Origin of the sequence: Paenibacillus cellulosilyticus, from assembly GCF_003182255.1 — a bacterium.
Lineage (GTDB): Bacteria > Bacillota > Bacilli > Paenibacillales > Paenibacillaceae > Paenibacillus_T > Paenibacillus_T cellulosilyticus.
This window is the reverse complement of the sequence record NZ_QGTQ01000019.1, coordinates 45,267-69,329: the sequence shown is the minus strand read 5'-3', so window position 1 is coordinate 69,329 and position 24,063 is coordinate 45,267. Positions and strand designations below refer to the sequence as shown.

Here is a 24,063-nt window from a genome sequence, read left to right as displayed (position 1 = left end):
GAGGGTTTATGCTATAATACAGGGATGAATAACGGAAAAGAGCGTGAATAACGATGCATATATTGTCAGTTGAGCATTTGACCAAGACGTACGGAGAAAAGACGCTGTTCGAAGATATTTCATTCGGCGTTGCGGAAGGCGATAAGGTCGGCATTATCGGTGTGAACGGTACGGGCAAGTCGACGTTGTTGAAAGTCATTGCTGGGCTTGAGCCTGCGGACTCCGGCAACGTGACGATGCCAGGCCGAGTGATCGTTCGGATGCTGGCGCAGAACCCGGCCTACGATCCGGAAGAAACGATTCTTGAGCATGCCCTTGGCGGCGATTCGCCGCAGCTTGCTGCCGTCAGAGCGTACCATGCGGCACTGCAGGCGCTTGAATTGAATCCGTCGGATGAAGCGCAGCAGCAGAAGCTGGTTGCGGCGAATGGGAAGATGGACGAGCTGAATGCTTGGCAGCTGGAGAGCGATGCGAAGATGGCGTTGTCCAAGCTTGGCCTCCAAGATTTCAGCCTGCGGATGGGCGTCCTGTCGGGCGGTCAGCGGAAGCGGGCGGCGATGGCAGCAGCACTCGTGCAGCCTTCGGACCTGCTCATTCTCGACGAGCCTACCAACCATATCGATAACGAATCGGTCGCTTGGCTCGAATCGATGCTGCAGAAGCGCCGCGGCGCGCTGCTCATGATTACGCATGATCGCTACTTCTTGGATCGTGTGGCGAACCGCGTGCTGGAGCTGGATCGCGGGCGCGCATTCTTCTATGAAGCCAACTACAGCCGGTTCCTGGAATTGAAGCTGGAGCGCGAGGAGCGGGAGGCGGCCTCCGAAGCGAAACGGCAAAACCTGCTCCGCAATGAGCTCGCCTGGATTCGTCGTGGCGCGAAAGCCCGTACGACGAAGCAGAAGGCGCGGATCGACCGGTTCGAAGCGTTGAAGGATCAGGCACCTGCTCAAGCGGGCGGCAAAATGGACGTGTCGGTCGCATCGTCCCGACTCGGCCGCAAAATCGTCGAGTTCGACCAGGTCGGCCACAGCTTCAGCGGCCGTAAGCTGTTCCAGGACTTCACCTATAAGACGGTGCCCGAGGATCGCGTTGGTATCGTTGGCCGCAACGGCAGCGGCAAGTCGACGCTGCTCAAGATTATCGGCGGCCGTCTGCAGCCGGAGGAAGGCATTGCGGATATCGGGCCGACGGTAAAGATCGGCTGGTTTTCGCAGGAGCATGAAGAGATGGACGAATCGCTGCGCGTCATCGAATATATCCGCGAAGGTGCGGAGCAGGTGAAGACGGCAGATGGCACTAGCGTGTCGGCGACGCAAATGCTGGAGCGCTTCCTGTTCCCGCCTGCGATGCAATGGACGTATATTAGCCGTCTGTCGGGCGGCGAGAAGCGCCGGCTGCAGCTGCTGCGCGTATTGATGGAAGCACCAAACGTGCTGCTGCTCGACGAGCCTACGAACGATCTCGACATCGCTACGCTGTCGGTGCTCGAAGACTATCTCGAAGATTTTCCCGGCGTTGTATATATCGTCTCCCATGACCGGTATTTCCTTGATCGTACGGTTGATCGGTTGTTTGCCTTCGAGGGTGGCACAGAGATCGCTATTCACGCAGGCAACTACACGGAATACGAGGAGCGGACTGGCGGCACGCGTGACGGGGCGGGCAGTGATGCTGCTAGTAAGCAGTCGAGTGGTTCTGCGGCATCCGGTGGCAAACAAGCTGGAGGCAGCGCGGCTGCTGCGCCAAGCGCATCCAGTGATGCGGGCTCGGATAATGGACGCACGAAGTCGCTGCGCATGTCGTACAAGGATCAGAAGGACTTTGAATCGATTGATGGCTGGATCGAGGAGACGGAAACTGCGCTCGCAGCGGTCGCACGGCGAATGGACGAGTCGGGCAGCGATTCGGTACTCCTGCAGCAGCTAATCGCTGAGCAGCAGCAGCTGGAGGCAAAGCTCGAGGAGCTGATGGAGCGCTGGACGTATCTGGGCGAGCTCGCCGAGCAGATCGAGGCGCAAAAGCGGAAGTAGGGAAATGCGTTGCTGAGGCGATGCAACCCAGCCTAGCTGCAACGAGTCAGCAAGGATAGAGGCGGAAAACCGCCTAAATCTAGCCGGAAGAGCGCACGCATGTAGGCTAGGGGCGGAAAAACGCCTCTATCCAGCCGGAAGAGCGCACGTATGCAGGATAGAGGCGAAAAACCGCCTCTATCTAACCGGAAGAGCGTACGCATGCAGGCTAGGGGCGAAAACCGCCTCTATCCAGCCGGAAGAGCGCACGCATGCAGGCTAGAGGCGAGAAACCGCCTCTATCTAGCCGGAAGAGCGCACGCATGCAGGCTAGAGGCGAAAACCCGCCTCTATCTAGCCGGAAGAGCGCACGCATGCAGGCTAGAGGCGAAAAACCGCCTCTAGCCAACCAGAAGAGCGCACGCATGCAGGCTAGGGGCGAAAAACCGCCTCTATCCAACCAGAAGAGCGCACGCATGCAGGCTAGAGGCGGAAAACCGCCTCTATCTAGCCGGAAGAGCGCACGCATGCAGGCTAGAGGCGGAAAACCGCCTCTATCTAACCGGAAGAGCGTACGCATGCAGGCTAGAGGCGGAAAACCGCCTCTATCTAGCCGGAAGAGCGCACGTATGCAGGATAGAGGCGGAAAACCGCCTCTATCTAGCCGGAAGAGCGCACGCATGCAGGCTAGGGGCGGAAAACCGCCTCTATCCAGCCGGAAGAGCGCACGCATGCAGGCTAGAGGCGAGAAACCGCCTCTATCTGTCGGATGAGAGAACGCGAGCAGGCTAGAGGCGGAAAAATCACCTCTATCCAACCTAATGACCGTTTGTGAAACCATCAAACAAACAGAGCCCCCGCCAAGTCACATGGGTGACGATGGTGAGGGCTCCGTGCTTTTCCCGCCAATGGCGGAACTACCGTTTGCGCAGCTCGAATATCTCGCACTCGGCGCGCGAGTAGTAGGAGACGTCGCTGACGCTCGATTGGATGACGACGGTGTTGTCGTCGAACCGTACGAGCACGCCGCCGTTCTCGATCATATGATCGTCACGGAAGACGCGCAGCTTCAGCTGTTTATCAAGCGCCTCTTGAAAATCGTAGTCCGTCATTAAGCGACGATTAATCGACATCGAATCAAGCACTCCCAACGAATGATGAGTATGTTTCAGATCCCGCAGGGATCACTTCCGTAACGGTCTTAGATCCCGCAGGGATCCTTCCGTAGTGGTCTTAGATCCCGCAGGGATCGTGCCCTGTAGCAACTCAGATCCCGCAGGGATCACTTCCTATAGTGGTCTCGGATCCCGCAGGGATCACTTCCTATAGCGGTCTTAGATCCCACAGGGATCAATCTGCTGGAGCGCCTACAGTAGAGCGTGTCCCAAAGGGACGAAAGCGAGCAATAGCAGACACTGCCACAGGCGCATCGAATTGTATGCGAACGTTCCAACCATTCTATGCACCACTCATCAGCCCACATCCATAAAACGTACCTAGACCAGTCCTGCGGGTGTCCAGAGGGCAGCCGCCCTCGGGGCCCTCCCTCTTTGGAGAGGGAGGGTTTGGGAGGGTGTGGATCCCGAGAGTTTGGGTGGGAGTGGAAGGTGGGGTCCCGCCAGGGACAAAACTAATAACGCAGTGCGTAATCAACAATATTACGGTCAGGACGACCAGTCTCGATATAGCTCTTGAAATTGTGAATGAACAGGTCGGCGACACGCGCACTGTATTGGTCGGATTGGCCGCCAATGTGCGGTGTAATGATGACGTTGTCGAGCGACCACAGCGGATGACCTTCTGGCAATGGTTCAGGCTCGGTTACATCGATGCCGGCACCAGCGATGACGCCATCGCGAAGCGCTTGTACCAGATCATCGGTTACAACGGAAGGTCCGCGGCCGACGTTCACGAAGAAGGCAGAACGTTTCATCTTCGCGAATGCTGCGGCATTGAACAGACCATTCGTCTCATCCGTTAGCGGAAGCAGATTGACGACGTAGTCGCTCTCCGCGAGCACTTCATCCAGCCCGGACATATCATACATGCGATCGAACGGCTCTGCAAGCTTGCCGCTGCGGCGCACGCCGAGGATGGTCATACCGAACGCACGGCAAATGTTCGCCAGCTCAACACCGATTTCGCCAGCGCCGATAATGCCGATCGTCTTGCCATGCATCTCGCCGTAGCTGCCTTTCAGCTCCCAACGGCCCTCGACTTGATTGCGAATTGCATGATGTACATTGCGTGTAAAAGCAAGCATTAACGCCAGTGTCGTCTCGGACATTTGATTCGGGTGAACGCCGCTTGCATCGGTAAGCACGACGCCTCTGGCAGCCAGTTTATCGAGCGGCAGCTTATCGACACCTGCCGACCAGCCTTGAATCCAGCGGAGCTTGGACTCTGGCAGCAGGCTGTCCGTCTCAACTGCTGGGCTATAGCCGAGTACGATTTCAGCATCGCGGAACAAGCGATTGTCGAGCTCCTTAACCTTGCCGAAAATCACTTCCCAGCCCGGTGTTGCCTCTCGAATACGTGCTTGCTGCTCGGGTGTGTACCCGCCCATTGCTATGATTGTACGACTCATAATGATATCCCTCCATGCTTTAAGAAGTTGTTCAAGATATTCTAACTAGTATAACAGAAAACAAATTGCAGGAACGAAGGAGCGTGACCAATATGACTGTAACAGCAGAAGAAGTGGCGCAATGGATGCTGAATGAATTGAAGAATAAAGGAATTTTGCACCAAGAGGAAGCAACCCGCTATATCGCCAGCCATTATGGCGAAGCGTTCCTTTATGTGAATGACAACGGTAATCTGTCCATCGGCAAAGACGTGAAGAAAGCGTTCCGCAAGCTGCATAAGGGGCGGGCCGCTTGGGAGCGCGACGGATTTTTCTGGGGCTGGGTGTAGCCCGTCTGCCTGCTCCTATACAATCGTCAGTATGGAATGTTTACAAAAAAATAAAGGCAAAGGGGCTGTACCATCGGTAGATTCATATCCTCCCGAAGGTACGGCCCCTTGTCATGTTACCGTCACTGTCTATTACTCGTCCGGCGAACCGGTCCGATAATATATTCGATTACACTTGAGCAGCGCTGTGTGCATCCTCAAGGAAGCGTTCCGCTTCAAGCGCAGCCATGCAGCCGCTGCCTGCAGCCGTGATCGCTTGGCGGTATTTCGTATCCTGTACGTCGCCGCAAGCGAAGACGCCTGGAATGTTCGTTTCCGTTGTGCCCGGCTTCACGACGATGTAGCCATTCTCATCCGTCTCAATTTGGCCGCCGAGGAAGCCTGTGTTCGGCGTGTGGCCGATCGCAACGAATACGCCGTCTGCTGGAATGATTTCTTCTTGGCCGCTAACGTTGTTAACGACTTTCAGACCCGTTACGCCCATGCCGCTTGCGACAACCTCAACTGGCGTATTGTTAAGCGCCCAGCTGATTTTCTCGTTGGAACGAGCGCGGTCCTGCATGATCTTCGAAGCGCGAAGCTCTTCGCGGCGGTGTACAAGCGTGACATCCGTTGCGAAGCGAGTCAGGAAGTGCGCTTCTTCCATTGCGGAGTCGCCGCCGCCGATGACGATAATTTTTTTGCCGCGGAAGAAGAAACCGTCGCAGGTTGCGCATGTGCTGACGCCGCGTCCAACGTTCGTCTGCTCGCCTGGGATACCGAGGTATTTGGCCGAAGCGCCAGTCGAAATAATGATCGATTCCGCTTGGAACACTTTGCCGCCCTCGACGTTAATGGTGAAAGGACGCTCGCTGAAGTCAACGCTGTTGACCCAGCCTGTTGTGAACGTAGCGCCGAAACGCTGCGCCTGCTTGCGCATATTGGACATCAGCTCGGAGCCGAGTATGCCTTCTGGGAAGCCGGGGAAGTTCTCAACTTCCGTTGTTGTCGTCAGCTGTCCGCCTGGCTGCGGGCCTTCAATAACGAGCGGCGCCATGTTGGCGCGTGCCAGATAGATAGCAGCTGTAAGTCCGGCAGGTCCGGTACCGATAATAATAGTTTTGTGCATAAGGACATCCTCCTGAATGGAACTGTATCTGAATTGTGTACAGTTGAAGTTGTTTCTAGTTTAGATTTATTACAAAGCGTTGTCAATGGATTTTAAGCCTTCTCTAAGGACTGGTTGACAGCGCTATGCTATGATAGAGTCAGTGTTTCATTATTTGAACGGTCGGTCAACAGGAATGAAGGAGAGAGCTTAGTGGCTAAAATATTAGTAGTAGACGATGACGCGAACATCCGCACCTTATCGAGCGTCTTCCTGAAGCGGGAGGGCTTCGAAGTGCTGCAGGCAAACGATGGTGAGGATGCGCTGCAGCAGCTGGAATCAGTGCGCCCCGATATGGTTATTATGGACATTATGATGCCCCGAATGGACGGCTGGGCGTTGTGCGAGGCGCTTCGTGATACGTATGGACAGGATCTTCCGCTGCTCATGCTAACGGCAAAAGGTGAGACTGCGCACAAGGTGCGGGCGTTTGAACTCGGCGCAGACGACTATTTGGTGAAGCCATTTGATCCTATTGAGCTCGTCGTACGGGTCAAAGCGCTGCTGAAGCGGTACAAAATCGTCGCATCGCATCTCGTTGAGGTCGGACGAATTACACTAAGCCGTGTGGAATATGACGTCATGGCGCCGGAAGGGCGCGTCAAGCTGCCACCGAAGGAATTCGAGCTCCTGTTCAAAATGGCCAGCTACCCGAACAAAACATTCGCCCGCGAACAGCTCATCGAGCAGTTATGGGGTGTTGATTACGAAGGCGACGAGCGGACGGTCGACGTCCATGTAAAACGGCTGCGCGAACGGTTTCCAGAAGATACGTCGGGCTTTAGGATCACAACGATTCGCGGCCTTGGCTATCGGCTGGAGGTGACAGGGTGATCATCCGCAGTCTGTACGTTCGCCTGGTCGGCATGTTTCTCATTGTCGTCCTAGTCAGCATCGCGGCATCCTTTATTTATACGAGCCAAACGTTCAAGCGGGATATAAGAACCGAGGTGTCGGTGCAGCTGGGCAATACGATTGCCGACATTGAACGGTTATACAATGTGGCAGCGCCTCGTGCGCTGCTGCCATTCTTATCGGAGGCGGCTCGTTTGCAAAACGTGTCCATCGTTGGCGTCAGCGCCGATGGCCGCTGGTTCGGCTTCGGGCAGCATTTTCGCGCGATGGGCACCCAGATGACGGCGGAACAGGTTGAAGAGGTGTTCAGCGGACATATGGTCATCGGCTCGCTGAATCAGGATGATATGAAGGGCCAACTGCCAAGAATGACAGTCGGAAAAGTGGCGCACTTCGGTCAGCTGGAGCTCGCGATCTTCGTCAGTCCAGACCGTGTCCCGCAGGAGCGAAGCTTCATGCGGACGTCGAATATGCTGCTCCTGACCATGCTGATCGTCGGCAGCTTGCTGTTCCTCATTGCCGCGCACTACTTGGTGAGTCCGCTCAAGCAGCTAATGCGAGCAACGGCCCGTCTTGCGAAGGGGGATTTCTCGGTTCGTGTGAATATGAATCGAAAGGACGAGCTGGGCAAGCTCGCCGACAGCTTCAACCAAATGGCGGACAGCCTCAGCCGCATCGAGACGATGCGGTCGGAATTCGTCTCCAGCGTCTCCCATGAGCTGCAATCGCCGCTAACATCGATTGGCGGCTTCGCAGAGGCTCTCCGCAGTTCTGAGGTGACGGAGGAAGAACGCACTCATTATGTTGATATTATTAAGCAAGAGAGCGGCCGGTTGTCGCGGCTGAGCGACGGCTTGCTGCGGCTGGCTTCGCTCGATTCGCAGCATCATCCATTCCACCCGCAGCCCATTCAATTGGATCGCCAGCTGCGAGATGTTGTTTTAAGCTGCGAGCCGCAATGGGCGAGAAAATCGATCGAGCTGGAGCTTCATTTGCTCGAGACGACGGTGGATGCTGACGCGGATGGACTGAATCAGGTGTGGCATAACATTCTTAACAATGCGATTAAGTTTACGCCGGAGAGCGGGCGCATTACCATTTGGATGCAGGTGAGTGGAGGCGGAAAAGCCGTTACCGTAAGAGTAAGCGATTCAGGTCCGGGTATATCGGAGGAAGCGCGTTCTCGCGTATTCGAGCGCTTCTATAAGGCAGATCCTTCCCGCGATCGGAGCATCGGCGGCAACGGACTCGGATTATCCATTGTGAAGCAGATCGTTACGCTGCACGGCGGAACGGTTGAAGCAGAGGAGAATGGAGCGGAAGGCGGCGCAGTTATTGCGGTTACGCTGCCCGTCGCACCCCAAGCGATAGGCTGACGGGCCTCGCTAACGTTCGTTCGTATGTTAATCATTTTCATGCGGGATTCGGCATACGATTGCCAATATGGCGTCAAATGAGCGATTCGAGATGAAGAAAGGCGGATGCAGCGCTTATGACGGAGAGAAAACGTGTACGTAAAGCAATCATTCCTGCAGGCGGGCTGGGCACGAGATTTTTGCCGGCGACAAAAGCCCAGCCGAAGGAAATGCTTCCGCTAATCGATAAGCCTGCGATCCAGTACATCGTTGAAGAAGCCGTCGCATCGGGAATTGAGAGCATCATGATTGTGAGCGGCCGCAACAAGCGGGCGATTGAGGACCATTTTGACAAATCGGCGGAGCTGGAGATGGAGCTGGAGGAGCGGGGCAAGGAGGAGATGCTGGAGATGGTTCGCAGCATCTCGAAGCTTGCGAATATTTTCTATGTCCGCCAGCGGGAGCCGCTTGGGCTTGGCCACGCGGTGCTGAGTGCCAAAGCTTTTGCCGAGAATGAACCGATCGCTGTACTGCTTGGTGACGATATTCTGCTGTCGGAGCCGCCGTGCTTGAAGCAGATGATCGATGTTTATGAGCAGACGGGTTCTTCGGTCGTTGCCGTCATGGAAGTGCCGATGGATCAGACCCATAAGTATGGCATCGTAGATTTAGAGAGACCGGGCTATTCGAACCGTATACGCGGCATGGTGGAGAAACCAGCACCTGGCGAGGCGCCGTCCAACCTAGCGGTAGTCGGCCGCTATGTGCTTGATCCTGCTATATTCGGTTTGCTAGAGGATGCTAAACCGGGCAAGGGTGGCGAGATCCAACTGACAGACTCGCTCGTGGGGCTGAATCGATTCTCTCCGATTGAAGCTTTTCCTTTCGTGGGTGTTCGTCATGACATCGGCGATAAGCTTGGTTTCGTGCAAGCAACGATCGACATGGCGTTAAAGCGTCCGGATCTTGCGGATGCCGTACGTACCTATATGATTGAGCGTCTGTCCCCTTCACATACCTAGCGGGGGTATGTTAGAATGGTCGCAAATAGGTGCGAGGGGGCGGATCGGAATGAGTGAGGAAGTACGGACAGTGGCAAATGAACGGAAGGAAGAAGCTTGTGCTGGCACCGGAGTAGAATCACATCAGCATGAAGCATGCCATACGGCGGCTGATAATGCGGTACGGAAAAGCCATCATTCTGATAAGGTGAAGAGCAGCCTCGTCAGTCGGCTCAATCGCATTGAAGGACAGATTCGTGGATTAAAAGGTTTGATCGAGAAAGATACGTATTGCGATGATGTGCTCATTCAGATTGCTTCGGTGCAGTCTGCGCTTAATGGCGTCGGCAAGCTGCTGCTTGAGGAGCATATGCGCAGCTGTGTCGTGGAGCGCCTGCAAGAAGGCGACACCGATGTTATAGGCGAATTGCTGACGACGATGAATAAATTGATGAAGTAACCGATAATGCAGCCTCAGCTTGGTAATAATCGAGCTGAGGCTGTTTTTGCATATTGAGAGGTATATCTCCGTGCTGCATGACAGGATAAGCATGAACTAGCCATGCTCACCGCAGGGTGACACATTGGATGAACCCTAAGAGTGGCTCAACCGCACTTAATCGTTCAGAATTCCTTCGCAGCAGTAGATAAGTGTGGTCAAACTACGCCTACTGAGGTGTATAGCAGGTAATAGGGTGTTTATAAAACGGACAAGTGTAGTTTCGCCACCCTTAAATGCCCGGACGACACATGGGATGAATAATAAGCGTGGAGCTGCCACACTTACATCGTGAGGATGGACAAGTTTTCCATAAACTTGCGAAATCGCTTGACACAATATAGGGGGAGGGGGTATATATTAAAGTGTAAGGCAAAAGGATAGTGAGGTGATTGGCGATGCAAGCGAACAACCAACACGATATCGACCAGGCTGACGCAGCAATTGCGGCTACAGCTTCGGCTGATTTTAATCTAGAGGGTATGACCTGCGCGGCATGCGCGAACCGAATCGAGAAGGGACTTGGCAGGCTGCCCGGCGTTGCGAAGGCAACCGTTAACTTCGCGATGGAGACGGCGCACGTGGAGTATAATCCGTCGACCGTGTCGCCAACCGATATGGAACGCAAAGTAACGCAGCTTGGCTATACAGCTGTGGAGAAGCAGAAGTCGGCTTCGCAGTCTGGTGTGAAGGATCGGACGACGGCGCAGCGGAATCGGCTGCTCCTTTCGATTATCCTATCGCTGCCACTGCTGTGGACGATGGTATCGCACTTCGCTTGGCTCGATTGGATCTACCTGCCGGAATGGCTGGCGAATCCATGGACGCAGCTGGCGCTGGCGACGCCGGTGCAGTTCTATATTGGCGGACCGTTCTACATCGGTGCTTATAAGGCGCTGCGGAATAGAAGCGCGAATATGGATGTGCTTGTTGCGCTCGGTACGTCTGCCGCATACTTCTACAGCCTGTATGAGACGATCAAGTGGCAGAACAATGGCGGAGCAGCGATGCAAGGACACGGGATGATGGATGGGCCGCAGCTGTACTTCGAGACGAGTGCGATCCTCATTACGCTCGTCATTATGGGTAAGCTGTTCGAGGCCCGGGCCAAAGGACGGTCGTCCCAAGCGATTCAGTCGCTGATGAAGCTGCAAGCGAAGACGGCTGCCGTCCTTCGTGATGGCGAAGAGCATGTCGTGCCCGTTGATCGGGTAGTAGTCGGCGATGTCCTGCTTGTGAAACCAGGCGATGCGATCCCGGTCGATGGTGTCGTGCTGGAAGGCCGCTCTTCGGTAGATGAATCGATGCTGACGGGCGAGAGTATGCCAGTGGACAAAAATGCCGGCGATCGCGTCATCGGCGCCTCGCTTAATCGCAACGGCATGCTGAAGATCCAAGCCGAGAAGGTTGGAGCAGATACAGCGCTCGCGCAGATCATTAAGGTCGTCGAGGACGCGCAAAGCTCGAAGGCGCCGATTCAGCGGCTGGCTGATGTCATCTCTGGTGTATTCGTACCGATCGTCGTTGCCATTGCGGTAATCACCTCCGTCATCTGGTTCATCTGGATCGAGCCGGGCAACACGGCGCAGGCGCTCGAGATTGCCATTGCGGTACTCGTCATCGCTTGCCCTTGCGCCCTTGGCCTAGCGACTCCGACCTCCGTCATGGCAGGATCAGGGCGTGCCGCAGAGCTTGGCGTACTGTTCAAAGGCGGCGAGCATCTGGAGCAGACGCATCGGATTGATACGGTCGTGCTGGATAAAACAGGTACAGTCACCAACGGCAAACCACAGCTGACCGACGTTGTTGCAGAAGATCCGGATGTTGTGCTGCGGCTGGTCGGTGCAGCGGAACGCTTGTCCGAGCACCCGGTAGCGGAAGCCATTGCAGCAGGCGCGAAGGCTCGCGGACTGCTGCTGCCGGAAGCGGAGCAATTCGAGGCATACCCGGGCTTCGGCATCCGGGCTGTCGTGGAAGGACATAAGCTGCTCATTGGTGCACGTCGGCTGCTGGAATTCTCGGGTATCGACTTGTCTGCCTCAGATGCGGAAGCCGAGGTTTCGCTGGAAGCCGAAGGCAAGACGGTCATGCTTGCCGCAGTTGACGGCAAGTTCGCGGGATTCATCGCAGTCGCCGATACGGTGAAGGAATCGTCGCGTGAAGCGGTTTTACGGCTCCGTTCATTGGGCATACAGGTAAGGATGGCTACGGGTGATAATGAACGAACGGCAGCTGCGATCGCGAAGCAGGTAGGCATTGAGCATGTCATCGCGGGGGTGCTGCCGGAGCATAAAGCAGCCGAGATTCAGCGGCTGCAGCAGCAAGGGCACAAGGTCGCCATGGTCGGCGACGGCATCAATGATGCGCCTGCCCTTGCGGCAGCGGATGTCGGCATTGCAATCGGCACGGGCACGGACGTTGCGGTCGAGACGTCGGATGTGACGCTCATGCGCGGCGATCTGAACGGCATCGCGGATGCGATTGAGCTGAGCCGGGCAACGATGCGCAACATTCGGCAGAATTTGTTCTGGGCGCTTGCTTACAACGCAATCGGCATACCGATTGCCGCATCAGGCTTGCTGGCGCCTTGGGTTGCCGGTGCCGCGATGGCGTTAAGCTCTGTGTCGGTCGTTCTGAACGCGCTGCGTCTGCAGCGGCTCCGTCTTCGTCGGCCATCATGACGATAACAACCTGGAGCTGATAGAGATGATGAAACAAACGATAAAGCTGTTCGTGTTGGTTGTATTGGCGGGCAGCTTGAATGCATGCGACCGCGAGGATGAGACAGTAGCGACGAGCACGAACTCGGCAGATACGGTCGAGCATTCGACGCATGATGATATGAATATGGGAACAACGTCTCCGCATGCGCATGATGAGAGCGTGGCCGATTCGTCTGATGCAGCTATGAATGAAGATAGTACCGACGGTTCCGCGTCTGACTCCCATGCGTCACACGATGGGATGGAGATGGAAGCATCAGCAGACGACGAGGTTGGCGGTAACGTGCAAGCGGTGCTCGCGCCAGAGGCGGGGGACCTGCAGGTGGGGCAGGATGCGGAGCTGACGATCCGAATCCTTGGCGAAGACGGCAAGCCGATCACGAAATTTGCGCTCAGCCATGAGAAGCTGCTTCATCTGATTATCGTGAGCGAGGATTTGCAGCAGTTCCGGCATATTCATCCGGGCTACGATGGCGGAGGTGTCTTCCGCGTCATGACTCAGTTCGCAGCTGGCGGACGCTACAAGTGGTTCGCCGACTTCGTTCCCGATGGCGGACACAGCATCACGCGTGCCGGTTGGCTGACAGTCAACGGCAAACCCAACTACGATTCACCTGCTCCGCAGCCGGATAAGAGCCTTGTTCAGAAGGTAGACGGTATTGAAGTTGCACTTGCCGTTAGCCATGCAAAGGCGGGCGAGAATGCGACGCTCACCTACACCTTCCGCGATGAGAAAACGGGCAAAGAGCTGACGGATATGGAGAATTATTTGGGAGCGGCGGGGCATGTCGTTATTTTGTCCAGGGATATGGAGTCGTACCTCCACGTACATCCGCAGGAGCAGAACAACGGCGGTTCAACCGCATCGTTCACGACGGTATTTCCGGCAGAGGGCATCTATAAAGCATGGGGGCAATTCCAGCGGGAGGGCCGCGTTGTCACTGTGCCGTTCGTTATCGAAGTTGGCTGATATCACACGGCTAGAGGTTGGTTGTTACCGGATAAGAATTTGTTCTTTCTGCAGACTTGGAAGCCTATAGAGGTTGTTCAAAAAGTCCGCCTTTGATCACGAAGCAGCACGAGAAGCGTAATCGGCATCGAATCCTGGATGGAGCAGAGACTTCCGGTTCTCACGTAGCACATCACTACGCTCCGATCCTCATTCCCTGCTCTCATTCAACCTTCTCGGTGCTGGAACCCGAACTTTTTGAACACGCGCTTATAAATTCTTATGTGGGTGCTATAATGGGAGTAATCATGGAAGGGGAGATTGAAATGTCCGTTCAACAAACCGTATTGCAAGTATCCGGTATGTCTTGTGGTCATTGCGTCAAAGCCGTAGAGGATGCACTTCGTCCGCTCGGTGCCAAAGGTGAAGTTAGCTTGGCGGAGGGCACGGTTAACGTGACCTTCGAAGACAGCAGCGTAACGCTTGATCAGATCCGCGAAGCGATCGAAGAGCAGGGCTACGATGTAGCGAAGTCTTAACAGTTGTACGTATAATAAGCCTTAGCTGTGAGAGAGACTCTCTTGCGGCTAAGGCTTTATTTGTGTGAGTTTGTGTGAGTTGAAAGGAGACTAGCGATGAGAACGTATACGTGCAACAAGGTGCCGGATGCTATGTTTATTCGAAGCGATTCGACAAAGGTTCCTTGATAAAGGCTAATACGCATAGAAATGGCCCAGTATACCAAACGCCCGGATTACAATCGCCGTATCATGATCGGAGTAAATTTCTTGAACCTTTGTGTACAAAAGGGCGGACTCAACGTGCTGTGACTGCCAGTCGATTGTCATGCTGCCCTGCTTGCATAGGAATACGGAATCGTCCGGGCATGAGATATCGTACCTGTCGGCGAGCCATGTCTTGTAATCCTCCTCATCTGGATTTGTGATGTAGAGAACGAACAATAGCAGCCCGAGTCCAATGAGTGATACAAGTAGGATATGTTTCATGAATCCTCCTATTTATGGATTTTATATACATAATAATGGATGCCGATGCGAGTTGGCATCCATTTTATTACGACCAGGGAGTTCCAATCTGTTTGCGATGTACGTACAAGTTGAGCTTATGTTATACTGTTAGGCATACAACTTTACAAAGATGAGGTGTGTCGTGAAGGAACAACAGACGCCTAAATATATACAATTAAAGCAAGAGATATTGTCTTGGATTGTAACGGCGCAATTCAAGCCGCATGACCGGCTTCCTTCAGAGAACGAGATAGCACGGCGATTCGAGATGAGCCGGCAGACGGTAAGGCAGGCGCTTGGCGATCTGGAGCAGGAAGGCTGGCTCTATCGGACGCAGGGGAAAGGGACGTTCGTCGCAGAGTCGCAGACGGCAGCGGAACGCAAGCCATCGCCGGTTGGGATGACGATCGGCATGATTACGACGCATATCTCCGACTATATCTTCCCGACGATCGTCCGCGGAGTGGAGTCGACGCTGCGCGAGCGTGGAGCACGGCTGCTGCTGGCCAGCACAGACAATGAGAAGTCGAAGGAACGCGACAGCTTGGAATCGATGCTGCACGAGCCTCTTGCCGGCCTCATCATTGAGCCGACGAAGAGTGCGGAAGGCAACCCGAACTTTGATTTCTTCCTCGCCCTCGATGCCCGGCAAATTCCGTACGTCATGCTGAATGAACGGTATACGGATGTCGATGCGCCATGCTTGAAGGTCGATGATGAGCTTGGCGGCTATCGGGCGGCGGAATATTTGCTGCGGATGGGCCATGAGCGAATAGCGGGCTTCTTCAAGACGGATGATTATCAAGGGGTGCATCGGATGCGCGGCTTCCTGCGGGCATTCCGTGAGCGGAAGCAGCCTGTGGCGGCTGATTGGGTCGTTCGCTATTCGTCTGAAGAGAAGACAAGCCGTCCGCTCGAAGCGCTGGAACGTTTGTTAGAGCGGGAGACAGAGGAGCGGCCGACGGCGATCTTTTGCTACAATGATGAATTGGCGGTACGGATGCTCGACATCATTAGGCGGCGTGGGCTGACGGTGCCGGACGACCTGTCGATGATCGGCTTCGATGACTCGAATCTGGCGATCGCGACGGAAGTGAAGCTGACGACGATCGTACACCCGAAGACAAGCATGGGAGCGGACGCTGTCGAGCTGCTGATGAAGCTGATATCGCAGCGCTCACCACGCGCTTCGCTGAAGGATATCGTTTATGAACCAGCGCTTGTAGAACGGGAATCGGTGCAGGATTTGACGGAAAAAAACGCGTGACATACTTGTACGTACAACCTATAATAAATGCATGCAATTACAACGGGATGTCCGTATAAGTTGACGTCCAAGCTTAAGTAATAGATAGGCATGAGAGGAGTGCTTCATTCATGTTGGAATCGTTGAAAAAAGCCGTATGGGAAGCGAACATGGAGCTGCCGAAGTACGGTCTTGTTACGTTTACGTGGGGTAACGTTAGCGGCATCGATCGCGAGAGCGGTCTGGTCGTCATTAAGCCAAGCGGTGTACCTTATGAAGAAATGCGTCCTGAGCATATGGTCGTTGTTGATCTTGACGGCAACGTGGTAGAAGGCAATCTTCGCCCATCGTCGGACACGCCAACACACGTTGTGCTGTACAAAGCGTTCCCGACAATCGGCGGCGTTGTACACACGCACTCGCCATGGGCAACGAGCTGGTCACAAGCCGGCCGTTCCCTGCCAGCGCTCGGCACGACGCACGGCGACTACTTCTACGGTGAAGTACCTTGCACGCGTGCGATGACGGAAGCTGAGATCCAAGGCGCGTATGAGCTTGAAACGGGTAACGTGATCGTGGAAACGTTCGAAAAAGGCGGCATCGATCCTGCACAAGTGCCATCCGTATTCGTTTTCAGCCACGCACCATTCTGCTGGGGCAAGGACCCGCACAACGCAGTTCATAATGCCGTCGTACTCGAAGAGTGCGCGAAAATGGCTGTTCATACGTATGCGCTCAACCCGAACACACAGCCAATGGATCAAAACTTGCTGGATCGCCACTACCTGCGCAAGCATGGGGCTAACGCTTACTACGGACAAAAGTAATTGTCCGGCAGCATAAGCGTTCGCGGGCGAAGTCGTGTACCGTCTTTCGCACGATGATCTAATGCATAATGATGCAAGGCTAGCGGGGTGGCGTGCCCCGGCGGGCAGCGTGCCCGTGAAGCGCAATGGCTTATTGGGCGCGATCCTGCGGGATCGCGCCTCTTTTTTTCATTCTAGCTGTTTGTCCAATCGTAGGGGGGAACCCATGAGCACAGTCAATCGCGGAGTAAACATCGGTCCTCCTCGCTTCAAACTAGCGGTACATGCTTTAATATGGATCGCAAGTAACGGCGGCTTGTTGTCGAGTGCAACAATTGCCCGTCAAGTGGAATCCCATGCGACCTTCATGCGCAGAGTGATGCAATCGCTGGCTGCAGCGGGTATCGTCACGTCCAAGAGCGGCCGTGAAGGCGGTTATTTGCTAAGCAAGCAAGTGGAGTGTATTACGTTAGGTGAGGTTTATAAAGCCGTTTCTCTTAGGTCTGTAGGAGGACTGTTGGAAGGAAATGACGGCGAAGCAGTGGCACAGCTCGATCAAGAGCTGAATGGCATCCTACGGGAGGCCGAGAAGCGTGCAATCGATTATTTGCAGCAATATACGATCTCTGATGTGATGAATCGGATTGATTTTTTTAAACTGTAAATATTTATTGGGATATTGGGCTGTTCAGCCGTCTTTATGGGGATTATAATGTGTTTATTCTAGTTGCAATTAGTAGAATTCTGCACATTGTTGTCGCAAGATTAGCAGTCTCATGAATGGGATTTCGGTCTATCCGTTAGCTGTCGAGTGCGCTCGGCGGCTAATTTTTTTGAAATTGAACGGTGACAGTCGTTCCGCCTTGGGACTATCCTCACGTTGGATATGCCTATTAATTGTTTTACAATGAAGAGTGCTAGTTTTGTGAGAGATGGCGGATTCGTTCGAATCTTTCGATATAGGGGTGAAAATAACATCATGTATTGTGCCTACTGCGGCAGACAGAATCATCAGGAGGACGGACGATATTGCAGCTACTGCGGTAAATCGCTTGTTTCTGACCTCATGCCTGAAGAGGAAGGGGAACAGGAGGCAGCGGCAGCCGGTACCGGAACCGAGGAGTCTCTGCCGCATTTTGCCGAGCAGCTGGCAGCTTCCTTGTCGCATACCGTTCGAAGCGAGCCGGTATACGAGGAGCTCGATGGCATGGAGCCAACGTTGTTGGTATCCGATGAGACGGAGGAGCAAATAGAGGCGATGCGTCCAAGCAGAGGCGGAATTCGCATCTACACGTGGCTCGTACCGCTGCTGCTCGCATTGTTGGTCGCTGCAGGTGTCTATGGCTATTATTCGTTTGAGCTTTTGCAAAATGATCGCGTCGCCAGCTGGCAATCCGAGGCGAAGCGTCAGGCGATGCACGGGAGCTACGATCAAGCGGGACAGCTGCTCGACAGAGCAATATCGGCCCGTCCGAAGCTTACCGCGCTGCAATCCGATCGGGTGATTGTGCAGGTGGCAGCTGATCTTGCGCGTAAGCTGGCTAACGCCGAGAATCTGCTGACAGATAATAAGGTCGATGAGGCGGATCAATTGCTTGATGAGGTAAGTCAAACGCTCAATAAGCGGGAAGAAGAGCTGTTCGAACCGCTTCGAGGCAGTTTGAAGCAGCTGCAAGCGACGCTGACGGTTCAACAGATCAAGGCTGAGCTGAGCGGCATCGATTCTGTGAAGGAGCTTGTTTCGAAGCTGCGTGTTGCGGATGGGCTCGAAAGTGAAGAAGCAGCGACCGTACATGAGCAGATCGTGGCACGAATCGGGGAGCTTTCAATTGAAGAAGGCGAACGGCTGCTTCAGCGGAAAAGCTTCAATGATGCAGCGTCAGCAGTGGAGCTTGGGTTGGAATATGACAGCAGCAACGAGAAGCTCAAGGCGCTTAAGGAACAGATTGCCTCTGACAAGAAGTCGTATGAGGATGCGGAGCAGAAGCGGCTGAAGCTCGCACAGCAGAAGGCAGCAGAGGAAGATTTGAAGAATCGGACGGCGGCAATTGAGGTGGACGCGCTCACTTCAACGTTAGATGCGAACGGGGATATTCATATTCACGCGGAGCTGCGTAATACAGCAACGAAAACGATCTATTCGGTCTATGTGGATTACACACTGCTCGATGAGTCGGGGAATGTAATCAGCACGGGCACGGTTTATGCAACTCCGGATCAAGTGGAGCCAGGGGAAACGGCTGTCGTCGATGACATTTACTATAACGCTTATCAGAAAGCACAGGTCCGAATTGACCGTGCTGGCTGGTTTTTGGATTAAGTGAGGGGACAGCGCATGAATCGAAATGGGTGGATCTGCATCATCGCTAGTCTGCTAGTGCTTGTTGGTGGAACGATCGGTGTCGTTCAGATTCATAACGAGGTGCCGAAACGGCTAATCAACGCTCCGCTGCTGGCGCAGCCGACGGCAGATGAGTCCGAGACAGCAGGGGCGGATAAGACGCTGAAAGATATTATTTTTGCAACGCAGAAGCTGGTCGTTATGATCGAGACGGACAATGGGTTGATAGGCTCGGGCTTCCTCTATAATGATCAGGGCGACCTTATTACGAACGGACATGTCGTCATTGGCGCGCATGCGGTAAAGGTTAGAACAGCGGATGCAAGAGAGCTGGAAGGTACGGTCATCGGTATTGGAACGGATGTAGACGTCGCCGTTGTCCGAGTGCCGGAGCTGGCCGGCACGAAGCCGCTAGAGATGGAGACCGAGCATGTAGGCGAGATCGGGGACGAAGTGATCGCGATCGGCAGTCCGCTCGGCTATCAGAATACGGTCACGACAGGTATTATTAGCGGGGTCGGACGCGAGCTGAATATCGACCCTTATGTTTATAAGGATATGTATCAAATATCTGCGCCGATTGCTCATGGCAACAGCGGCGGTCCGCTCGTCGATCGCGAGACGGGAGCGGTTCTGGGCATTAACTCGGCCGGCGCGGAGCAAGGAGCGATCGGCTTCAGCATTCCTATCGGACAGGTGCTGTCGCTGGTCGAAGGCTGGTCGGCTTCACCGATGACGGAGCTGCCGAGTAACATCGCGATGGATTCGGACATTTTCCAAGAGGGCGCGGTTGGCGACGTTACGTTCGAGGATATGGCATCGTACCTCGTCACGCATTTCTATGATAGTCTCAATAGTGGTGACTACGTGTATGCCTACTCTTTAATCGGAAGTACATGGACGGCGTCGACATCGTACGAGAAATTCCGCGAGGGTTATATCGGAACCAAGAACATTACAATCGACGATATTAGCGTGCAGGTACAGGAAGATGAAACAGCAGTCGTCACCGCGCGCATCACGGCGCAGGAGCGGGTAGACGGCGCATTTACCGATACTCCATATAAAGTCGTCTATACGGTCGGCTACGAGAACGATCAACTGAAGCTGCTGAGCGGCAAAGGCCAGCGAATCGAGAATAAATAGCGAGAGGGCTGTCTCTGCGTGATTGCGCAGAAACAGCCCTTTTTGGTACGGCTATGCAATTAGAGAGAGCGGCGAGCGAGGTCAACGCGAAGCTCTTGAATCGTCTTGTCGAGACGCTCCTTCAGCTCATCGTTAAGGGCGAAGGCAATATCGTCACCTTGTCCAGTGCGTGTAACTTGCGAATCCGTTGCGTAAATGCTGCTGGTATAATGGCGAGCGCCAAGCGAAGCCAGTACAGGTTTGAGCGAATAGTCGATGGACAATAGGTGTGCAATAGTGCCGCCGATGAAGATAGGTGCTACGATTTTGTTATCGAGGCCTTTCTGAGGAAGCAGGTCGAGATACGTTTTCAGAATGCCGCTATAAGAGGCCTTATAGACAGGACTTGCAATGATAACCGCATCGGCAGCTTCAACGAGTGCGTTTGCCTTAGCAACTTCTGGACTATCGAAACGAGCGAAGATGAGATCCTCAGCTGGAATCGAAGTAACTTGCAGTGTCGTCAGCTCGTAGCCTTGTTCACGGAGCTGCTGTTCGACGTAGTTCGTTACACCAAGCAGGCGGGAGGATTGGTTCGGTGTAGCGATAATGGATACAATGTTAGCCATGTTCTTCGTCTCCTTAAGTCATTTATTTATATAGTCTAGTAATTCGATAGAGTTAATACCAATTATAGCATATAGAGAAAGACTCTGCTCGTCGTTCCATGAACGTCGGCGCAGAGTCTTTTGATACTTTAATAGAAATTTTCAATCGTACCGTTAGTCGACACCGTTCAAATCGTCTTCATCGATATAGTTCCGTTCTTCCTCGTATTGCACGCCGCTTAAATTCGCATATTCTTCATCGTCCCGTAAAGGCGGGCGATAGAAGAGCGCCAGCTCGAGAGAATCACCTGGCTGCAACGGTGCATTAAGCAGCGTCGACGGAATCGGACGGCCATTGAGTATCAGTGAGAAGGTGATGCCATCTGTGATTGGAATACCACCGACAGAGATAATCTGACCGTTGAATCCTATCACCACGACACCTGTGCTTTGCAGTGCTTGTGCGATCGTAATGCCCGGGAAGAAGGCAATTGCATAAGCCTGCGTAATGTTCGGGAATACGGCGCCTCCATTAATAAGAACTGTTATTTGATTCGGCGTCGGTAATGGTACCGGTATAGGCCCTGGCCCAGGAAAAATCGGTATTGGAATAGGGATCGGTATTGGGAACGGCGGTCTAGGCGGTGGAAACGGTCCTGGCGGGAACGGCGGTCTAGGCGGTGGAAACGGTCCTGGCGGGAATGGTGGTCTAGGTGGCGGAAACGGTCCTGGCGGGAACGGTGGTCTAGGTGGTGGGAATGGACCTGGTCCTGGTGGGAATGGCGGTCTAGGCGGCGGGAACGGTCCAGGCGGGAACGGCCCTGGTGGTCCTGGTGGGAACGGCCCTGGTGGTCCTGGCGGGAACGGTCCTGGTGGGAACGGTCCCGGTCCCGGCCCTGGTCCCGGCCCTGGTCCTGGCCCCGGCCCTGGTGGCCCCGGTGGTCCAGGCGGTCTCGGCGGCGGACCTGGCGGCCTTGGCGGAGGCCCACCGGGCATAAACCCACGCGGATCGTAATCATACACGGTATCGCCATTGGTTTGCGGAACTTGATATTCCGCAGCCTGCGCATATGGATCGTATCCCTGCCCATAGTAGCCATCATACCCGTATGGGTAGCCATAGGGGTATCCATAGCCGTAATAGTTCGGATACATCGGTTTCCGCCTCCTTTGTGCTAAGCGCCTATTTACTTGTTAAATGTATGCTTGGATAGCGTGTACTCTTGCCTAGGGAATTGAAACTGTCATTATAGATTTTGTATAGCGGCCAACACGAAAAACGCCGCATCCCCTATAGGATGCGGCGCAGATGCCCTTGAGGGGCTTGTCCAACTTATTTCGCTGCGGCTTCGTAGCGATCTGCAACAGCTGCCCAGTTTACAACGTTCCAGAACGCTGCAATGTAGTCAGGGCGTTTGTTTTGGTAGTTCAGGTAGTATGCATGCTCCCAAACGTCCAGACCAAGGAGCGGCGTGTCGCCTTCCATGATTGGGCTGTCTTGGTTAGGCAGGCTGTATACTTTCAGTTTGCCGTCTTGTCCAACAGCAAGCCAAGCCCAGCCGGAACCGAAGCGCGTAGCAGCAGCTTTCGCGAAGTCTTCTTTGAATTTATCAAAGCCGCCCAGTTCATTAGCGATAGCATCAGCCAATTTACCGGATGGAGCGCCACCGCCGTTAGGACCGATCGTTTCCCAGAAGAGGGAGTGGTTAGCATGGCCGCCGCCGTTGTTGCGAACTGCTGTACGGATTGCTTCCGGTACGCTGTTCAGGTCAGCGATCAGATCTTCGATCGATTTGCTTTGCAGCTCAGGAGCGGACTCCAGTGCAGCGTTAAGGTTCGTTACGTAAGCGTTGTGGTGACGATCGTGGTGAATCATCATCGTCGTTTCATCGATATGCGGTTCGAGCGCATTGTTAGCATAAGGCAAAGCAGGCAGTTGATGAGCCATTGAATATACCTCCCAAAATTAGGTGTTGATTCAGGTACAATTATCCCTTATTCGCTTGGATAAATCAACATTGTTGTTGCGAAAGTCGAATCATGCAGAACGGAAATAGGATAGGCGCAAATGGTGACGTTTATGTACGAATCAGGGCGTAAAGCACAGAAATCGTGGCGAAAGCTGATGAAAACGCTTAAATTTAAGCGCTTTCACGGTAAAATGGTCGATTTCTTTAAGTTTTTAAAGAATTTTTAAAGTTTTAGAAGGATTTTAATTAGATTTGTCGTATTTTATTCATAAAGGCTTGTAATATTTATGACATCGATCGAGGAGTTGTTTACCAACACATGTACGTTCGTTCCTTTCAACTGTCTGACTACGTTCCGGCTACCGAATTGCTCGGAACAGTGTTATCGGACGATTGCTACGAACAGACAATGTTAGCTTTCGGGCGGCAGTTGTCATGGGATAGCGATCTTGTACTTGTTGCTGTAGAACAGGATGACATTGTCGGCATGATTATCGGTACTATCGACAATAATAAAGGATATTATTATCGAGTGGCCGTTCTGCCGGAATATCAACGTCAAGGATTCGGTCAATCACTGATCCAAGGGCTGAAGCAGCGTTTTGAGCAGCGTAATGTGTCTAAGATTCTGATTACAGCCGATGAGCATAACGAGAAGGTATTGCCGCTGTATGAGAAACTTGGCTACGTGGCAACTGACTTTTTCCGCTCGTTCCAAAAGTTAAGCATCGTTGCTGGCTAAGACTGGCTGAGGCTTAGAAGGTAGGAATTATTCGAGATGGATGGTCTCGATCATTGAAAGCATATCCGACATGCCATTGCAATTGGCGGCTGGATATGCTTTTCTTATACTTATAGAATTGAAACAATGAACGCTAGTTAGGTGAACGCCATGAACAACTACATGCCTTGCATGATCAAAAGCTTTAAGCATAACGGTCGGTTGCATCGGTTCTGGCACCGCAACTGGCTCGTTCCGAAGGAACGGCTGGCCAAGGAGCATGCCGAGCAATCCATGAACGTGCTCATTAATCGGCAGACGCCGATTCAAGAGGCTGACGGTAAGCTGTGGACAAGCCGTGTTCCTGCGGTTTCTTTCTTCATACCGGGTGAATGGTTCAACGTAGTAGCGCTGCTGGAGGATAACGGCATTCGCTATTATTGCAATGTGGCTTCGCCAATGATGCAGAACGAAGACGTATTTACGTATATCGATTATGATCTGGACGTTATACGGACAGCAGACGGCGGCATTCATGTCGTCGATCGGGACGAATACGAACGGCATAAGCAAATGTATCACTATCCAGACATCGTGCTTGATAAGGTCGAACACGGGCTGCAAAGCCTGCTTCGGCGCGCGAGGTCGGCAAATGCGCCATTCGACGATAATTTGGTGTATCAATATTACGAAGATTGGCGGCGCGAAGCGGCGGAAGGCGATTTTACGGAGCTATAGTGTAAACGTTACGTTTAATAGAG

The 24,063-nt window shown here is 53.7% G+C and carries 23 protein-coding genes; 16 read left to right on the top strand and 7 right to left on the bottom strand.

The features are described from left to right. The first annotated feature begins 53 nt into the window (after window positions 1-53). A complete protein-coding gene (locus tag DFQ01_RS20350) occupies window positions 54-2,033 on the top strand; it encodes an ABC-F family ATP-binding cassette domain-containing protein (RefSeq protein WP_110045749.1) in 1,980 nt (659 codons plus the stop codon). Window positions 2,034-2,929: 896 nt separating this feature from the next. On the opposite strand, the gene DFQ01_RS20340 is transcribed toward DFQ01_RS20350, so the two are convergent. Together DFQ01_RS20340 and DFQ01_RS20335 are read right to left on the bottom strand one after the other, a co-directional pair. Then, window positions 2,930-3,145, bottom strand: a complete 216-nt coding sequence (locus tag DFQ01_RS20340) for a hypothetical protein (protein ID WP_110045747.1) — start codon at window positions 3,143-3,145, stop codon at window positions 2,930-2,932. Window positions 3,146-3,642: 497 nt separating this feature from the next. Then, window positions 3,643-4,599 (bottom strand): D-2-hydroxyacid dehydrogenase, encoded by a 957-nt coding sequence (locus DFQ01_RS20335; protein ID WP_110045746.1) that lies wholly within the window; start codon window positions 4,597-4,599, stop codon window positions 3,643-3,645. A 92-nt stretch (window positions 4,600-4,691) separates the two neighbouring features. Between DFQ01_RS20335 and DFQ01_RS20330 the strand changes: the two genes are divergently transcribed. Further along, complete coding sequence (locus tag DFQ01_RS20330) at window positions 4,692-4,928, top strand: DUF6953 family protein (protein WP_110045745.1); 237 nt, start codon at window positions 4,692-4,694, stop codon at window positions 4,926-4,928. 169 nt (window positions 4,929-5,097) lie between these two features. On the opposite strand, the gene trxB is transcribed toward DFQ01_RS20330, so the two are convergent. Continuing rightward, a complete protein-coding gene (trxB, locus tag DFQ01_RS20325) occupies window positions 5,098-6,036 on the bottom strand; it encodes a thioredoxin-disulfide reductase (protein WP_110045744.1) in 939 nt (312 codons plus the stop codon). 192 nt (window positions 6,037-6,228) lie between these two features. On the opposite strand from trxB, the gene DFQ01_RS20320 reads away from it, so the two are divergent. The 7 genes from DFQ01_RS20320 to DFQ01_RS20290 all read left to right on the top strand — a co-directional run bounded on the left by DFQ01_RS20320 (window position 6,229) and on the right by DFQ01_RS20290 (window position 13,996). Next, window positions 6,229-6,909 (top strand): response regulator transcription factor, encoded by a 681-nt coding sequence (locus DFQ01_RS20320; RefSeq protein ID WP_110045743.1) that lies wholly within the window; start codon window positions 6,229-6,231, stop codon window positions 6,907-6,909. After that, entirely contained in the window at window positions 6,906-8,306 is a 1,401-nt protein-coding gene (locus DFQ01_RS20315) for a sensor histidine kinase (RefSeq protein WP_110045742.1), read from the top strand. Before DFQ01_RS20320 ends, DFQ01_RS20315 begins: the two co-directional genes overlap by 4 nt. Before the next feature lie 116 nt (window positions 8,307-8,422). Continuing rightward, the gene (gene galU, locus DFQ01_RS20310) at window positions 8,423-9,307 is read left to right on the top strand and encodes a UTP--glucose-1-phosphate uridylyltransferase GalU (RefSeq protein ID WP_110045741.1); all 885 of its coding nucleotides are present in this window, start codon (window positions 8,423-8,425) and stop codon (window positions 9,305-9,307) included. Window positions 9,308-9,356: 49 nt separating this feature from the next. Further along, entirely contained in the window at window positions 9,357-9,746 is a 390-nt protein-coding gene (locus DFQ01_RS20305; protein ID WP_110045740.1) for a metal-sensitive transcriptional regulator, read from the top strand. A gap of 437 nt (window positions 9,747-10,183) precedes the next feature. Then, the gene (locus tag DFQ01_RS20300; RefSeq protein ID WP_110045739.1) at window positions 10,184-12,466 is read left to right on the top strand and encodes a heavy metal translocating P-type ATPase; all 2,283 of its coding nucleotides are present in this window, start codon (window positions 10,184-10,186) and stop codon (window positions 12,464-12,466) included. Window positions 12,467-12,491: 25 nt separating this feature from the next. Beyond that, window positions 12,492-13,478 (top strand): hypothetical protein, encoded by a 987-nt coding sequence (locus tag DFQ01_RS20295; RefSeq protein ID WP_245946806.1) that lies wholly within the window; start codon window positions 12,492-12,494, stop codon window positions 13,476-13,478. A 305-nt stretch (window positions 13,479-13,783) separates the two neighbouring features. Beyond that, window positions 13,784-13,996, top strand: coding sequence for a cation transporter (locus DFQ01_RS20290; protein WP_110045787.1), 213 nt, complete (start codon window positions 13,784-13,786; stop codon window positions 13,994-13,996). A gap of 174 nt (window positions 13,997-14,170) precedes the next feature. Here the strand turns inward: DFQ01_RS20290 and DFQ01_RS20285 are convergent, their stop codons facing one another. Then, the gene (locus DFQ01_RS20285; protein WP_110045738.1) at window positions 14,171-14,464 is read right to left on the bottom strand and encodes a hypothetical protein; all 294 of its coding nucleotides are present in this window, start codon (window positions 14,462-14,464) and stop codon (window positions 14,171-14,173) included. Between the two features lie 163 nt (window positions 14,465-14,627). Here DFQ01_RS20285 and DFQ01_RS20280 point away from each other — a divergent pair, with 163 nt between their 5' ends. The 5 genes from DFQ01_RS20280 to DFQ01_RS20260 all read left to right on the top strand — a co-directional run bounded on the left by DFQ01_RS20280 (window position 14,628) and on the right by DFQ01_RS20260 (window position 20,024). Then, window positions 14,628-15,752 (top strand): GntR family transcriptional regulator, encoded by a 1,125-nt coding sequence (locus tag DFQ01_RS20280; RefSeq protein ID WP_110045737.1) that lies wholly within the window; start codon window positions 14,628-14,630, stop codon window positions 15,750-15,752. 110 nt (window positions 15,753-15,862) lie between these two features. After that, the gene (gene araD, locus DFQ01_RS20275; RefSeq protein ID WP_110045736.1) at window positions 15,863-16,558 is read left to right on the top strand and encodes an L-ribulose-5-phosphate 4-epimerase; all 696 of its coding nucleotides are present in this window, start codon (window positions 15,863-15,865) and stop codon (window positions 16,556-16,558) included. 205 nt (window positions 16,559-16,763) lie between these two features. Beyond that, entirely contained in the window at window positions 16,764-17,201 is a 438-nt protein-coding gene (locus tag DFQ01_RS20270; protein WP_110045735.1) for an RrF2 family transcriptional regulator, read from the top strand. Between the two features lie 315 nt (window positions 17,202-17,516). Beyond that, complete coding sequence (locus DFQ01_RS20265; protein ID WP_110045734.1) at window positions 17,517-18,857, top strand: FxLYD domain-containing protein; 1,341 nt, start codon at window positions 17,517-17,519, stop codon at window positions 18,855-18,857. 15 nt (window positions 18,858-18,872) lie between these two features. Beyond that, on the top strand, window positions 18,873-20,024 hold the full coding sequence (locus tag DFQ01_RS20260; protein ID WP_110045733.1) for a S1C family serine protease: 1,152 nt from the start codon (window positions 18,873-18,875) through the stop codon (window positions 20,022-20,024). Window positions 20,025-20,083: 59 nt separating this feature from the next. Here the strand turns inward: DFQ01_RS20260 and ssuE are convergent, their stop codons facing one another. From ssuE to DFQ01_RS20245, 3 genes are all read right to left on the bottom strand, one after another. Then, window positions 20,084-20,632: an NADPH-dependent FMN reductase gene (gene ssuE / locus DFQ01_RS20255; protein ID WP_110045732.1), complete on the bottom strand. Its 549-nt coding sequence runs from the start codon at window positions 20,630-20,632 to the stop codon at window positions 20,084-20,086. Between the two features lie 153 nt (window positions 20,633-20,785). Continuing rightward, complete coding sequence (locus tag DFQ01_RS30865; protein WP_146216903.1) at window positions 20,786-21,766, bottom strand: hypothetical protein; 981 nt, start codon at window positions 21,764-21,766, stop codon at window positions 20,786-20,788. 178 nt (window positions 21,767-21,944) lie between these two features. Continuing rightward, a complete protein-coding gene (locus tag DFQ01_RS20245) occupies window positions 21,945-22,559 on the bottom strand; it encodes a superoxide dismutase (RefSeq protein ID WP_110045730.1) in 615 nt (204 codons plus the stop codon). Between the two features lie 341 nt (window positions 22,560-22,900). Here DFQ01_RS20245 and DFQ01_RS20240 point away from each other — a divergent pair, with 341 nt between their 5' ends. Together DFQ01_RS20240 and DFQ01_RS20235 are read left to right on the top strand one after the other, a co-directional pair. Beyond that, complete coding sequence (locus tag DFQ01_RS20240; protein WP_110045729.1) at window positions 22,901-23,323, top strand: GNAT family N-acetyltransferase; 423 nt, start codon at window positions 22,901-22,903, stop codon at window positions 23,321-23,323. Window positions 23,324-23,473: 150 nt separating this feature from the next. Beyond that, window positions 23,474-24,040, top strand: a complete 567-nt coding sequence (locus tag DFQ01_RS20235; RefSeq protein ID WP_110045728.1) for a DUF402 domain-containing protein — start codon at window positions 23,474-23,476, stop codon at window positions 24,038-24,040. Window positions 24,041-24,063: the final 23 nt, after the last annotated feature.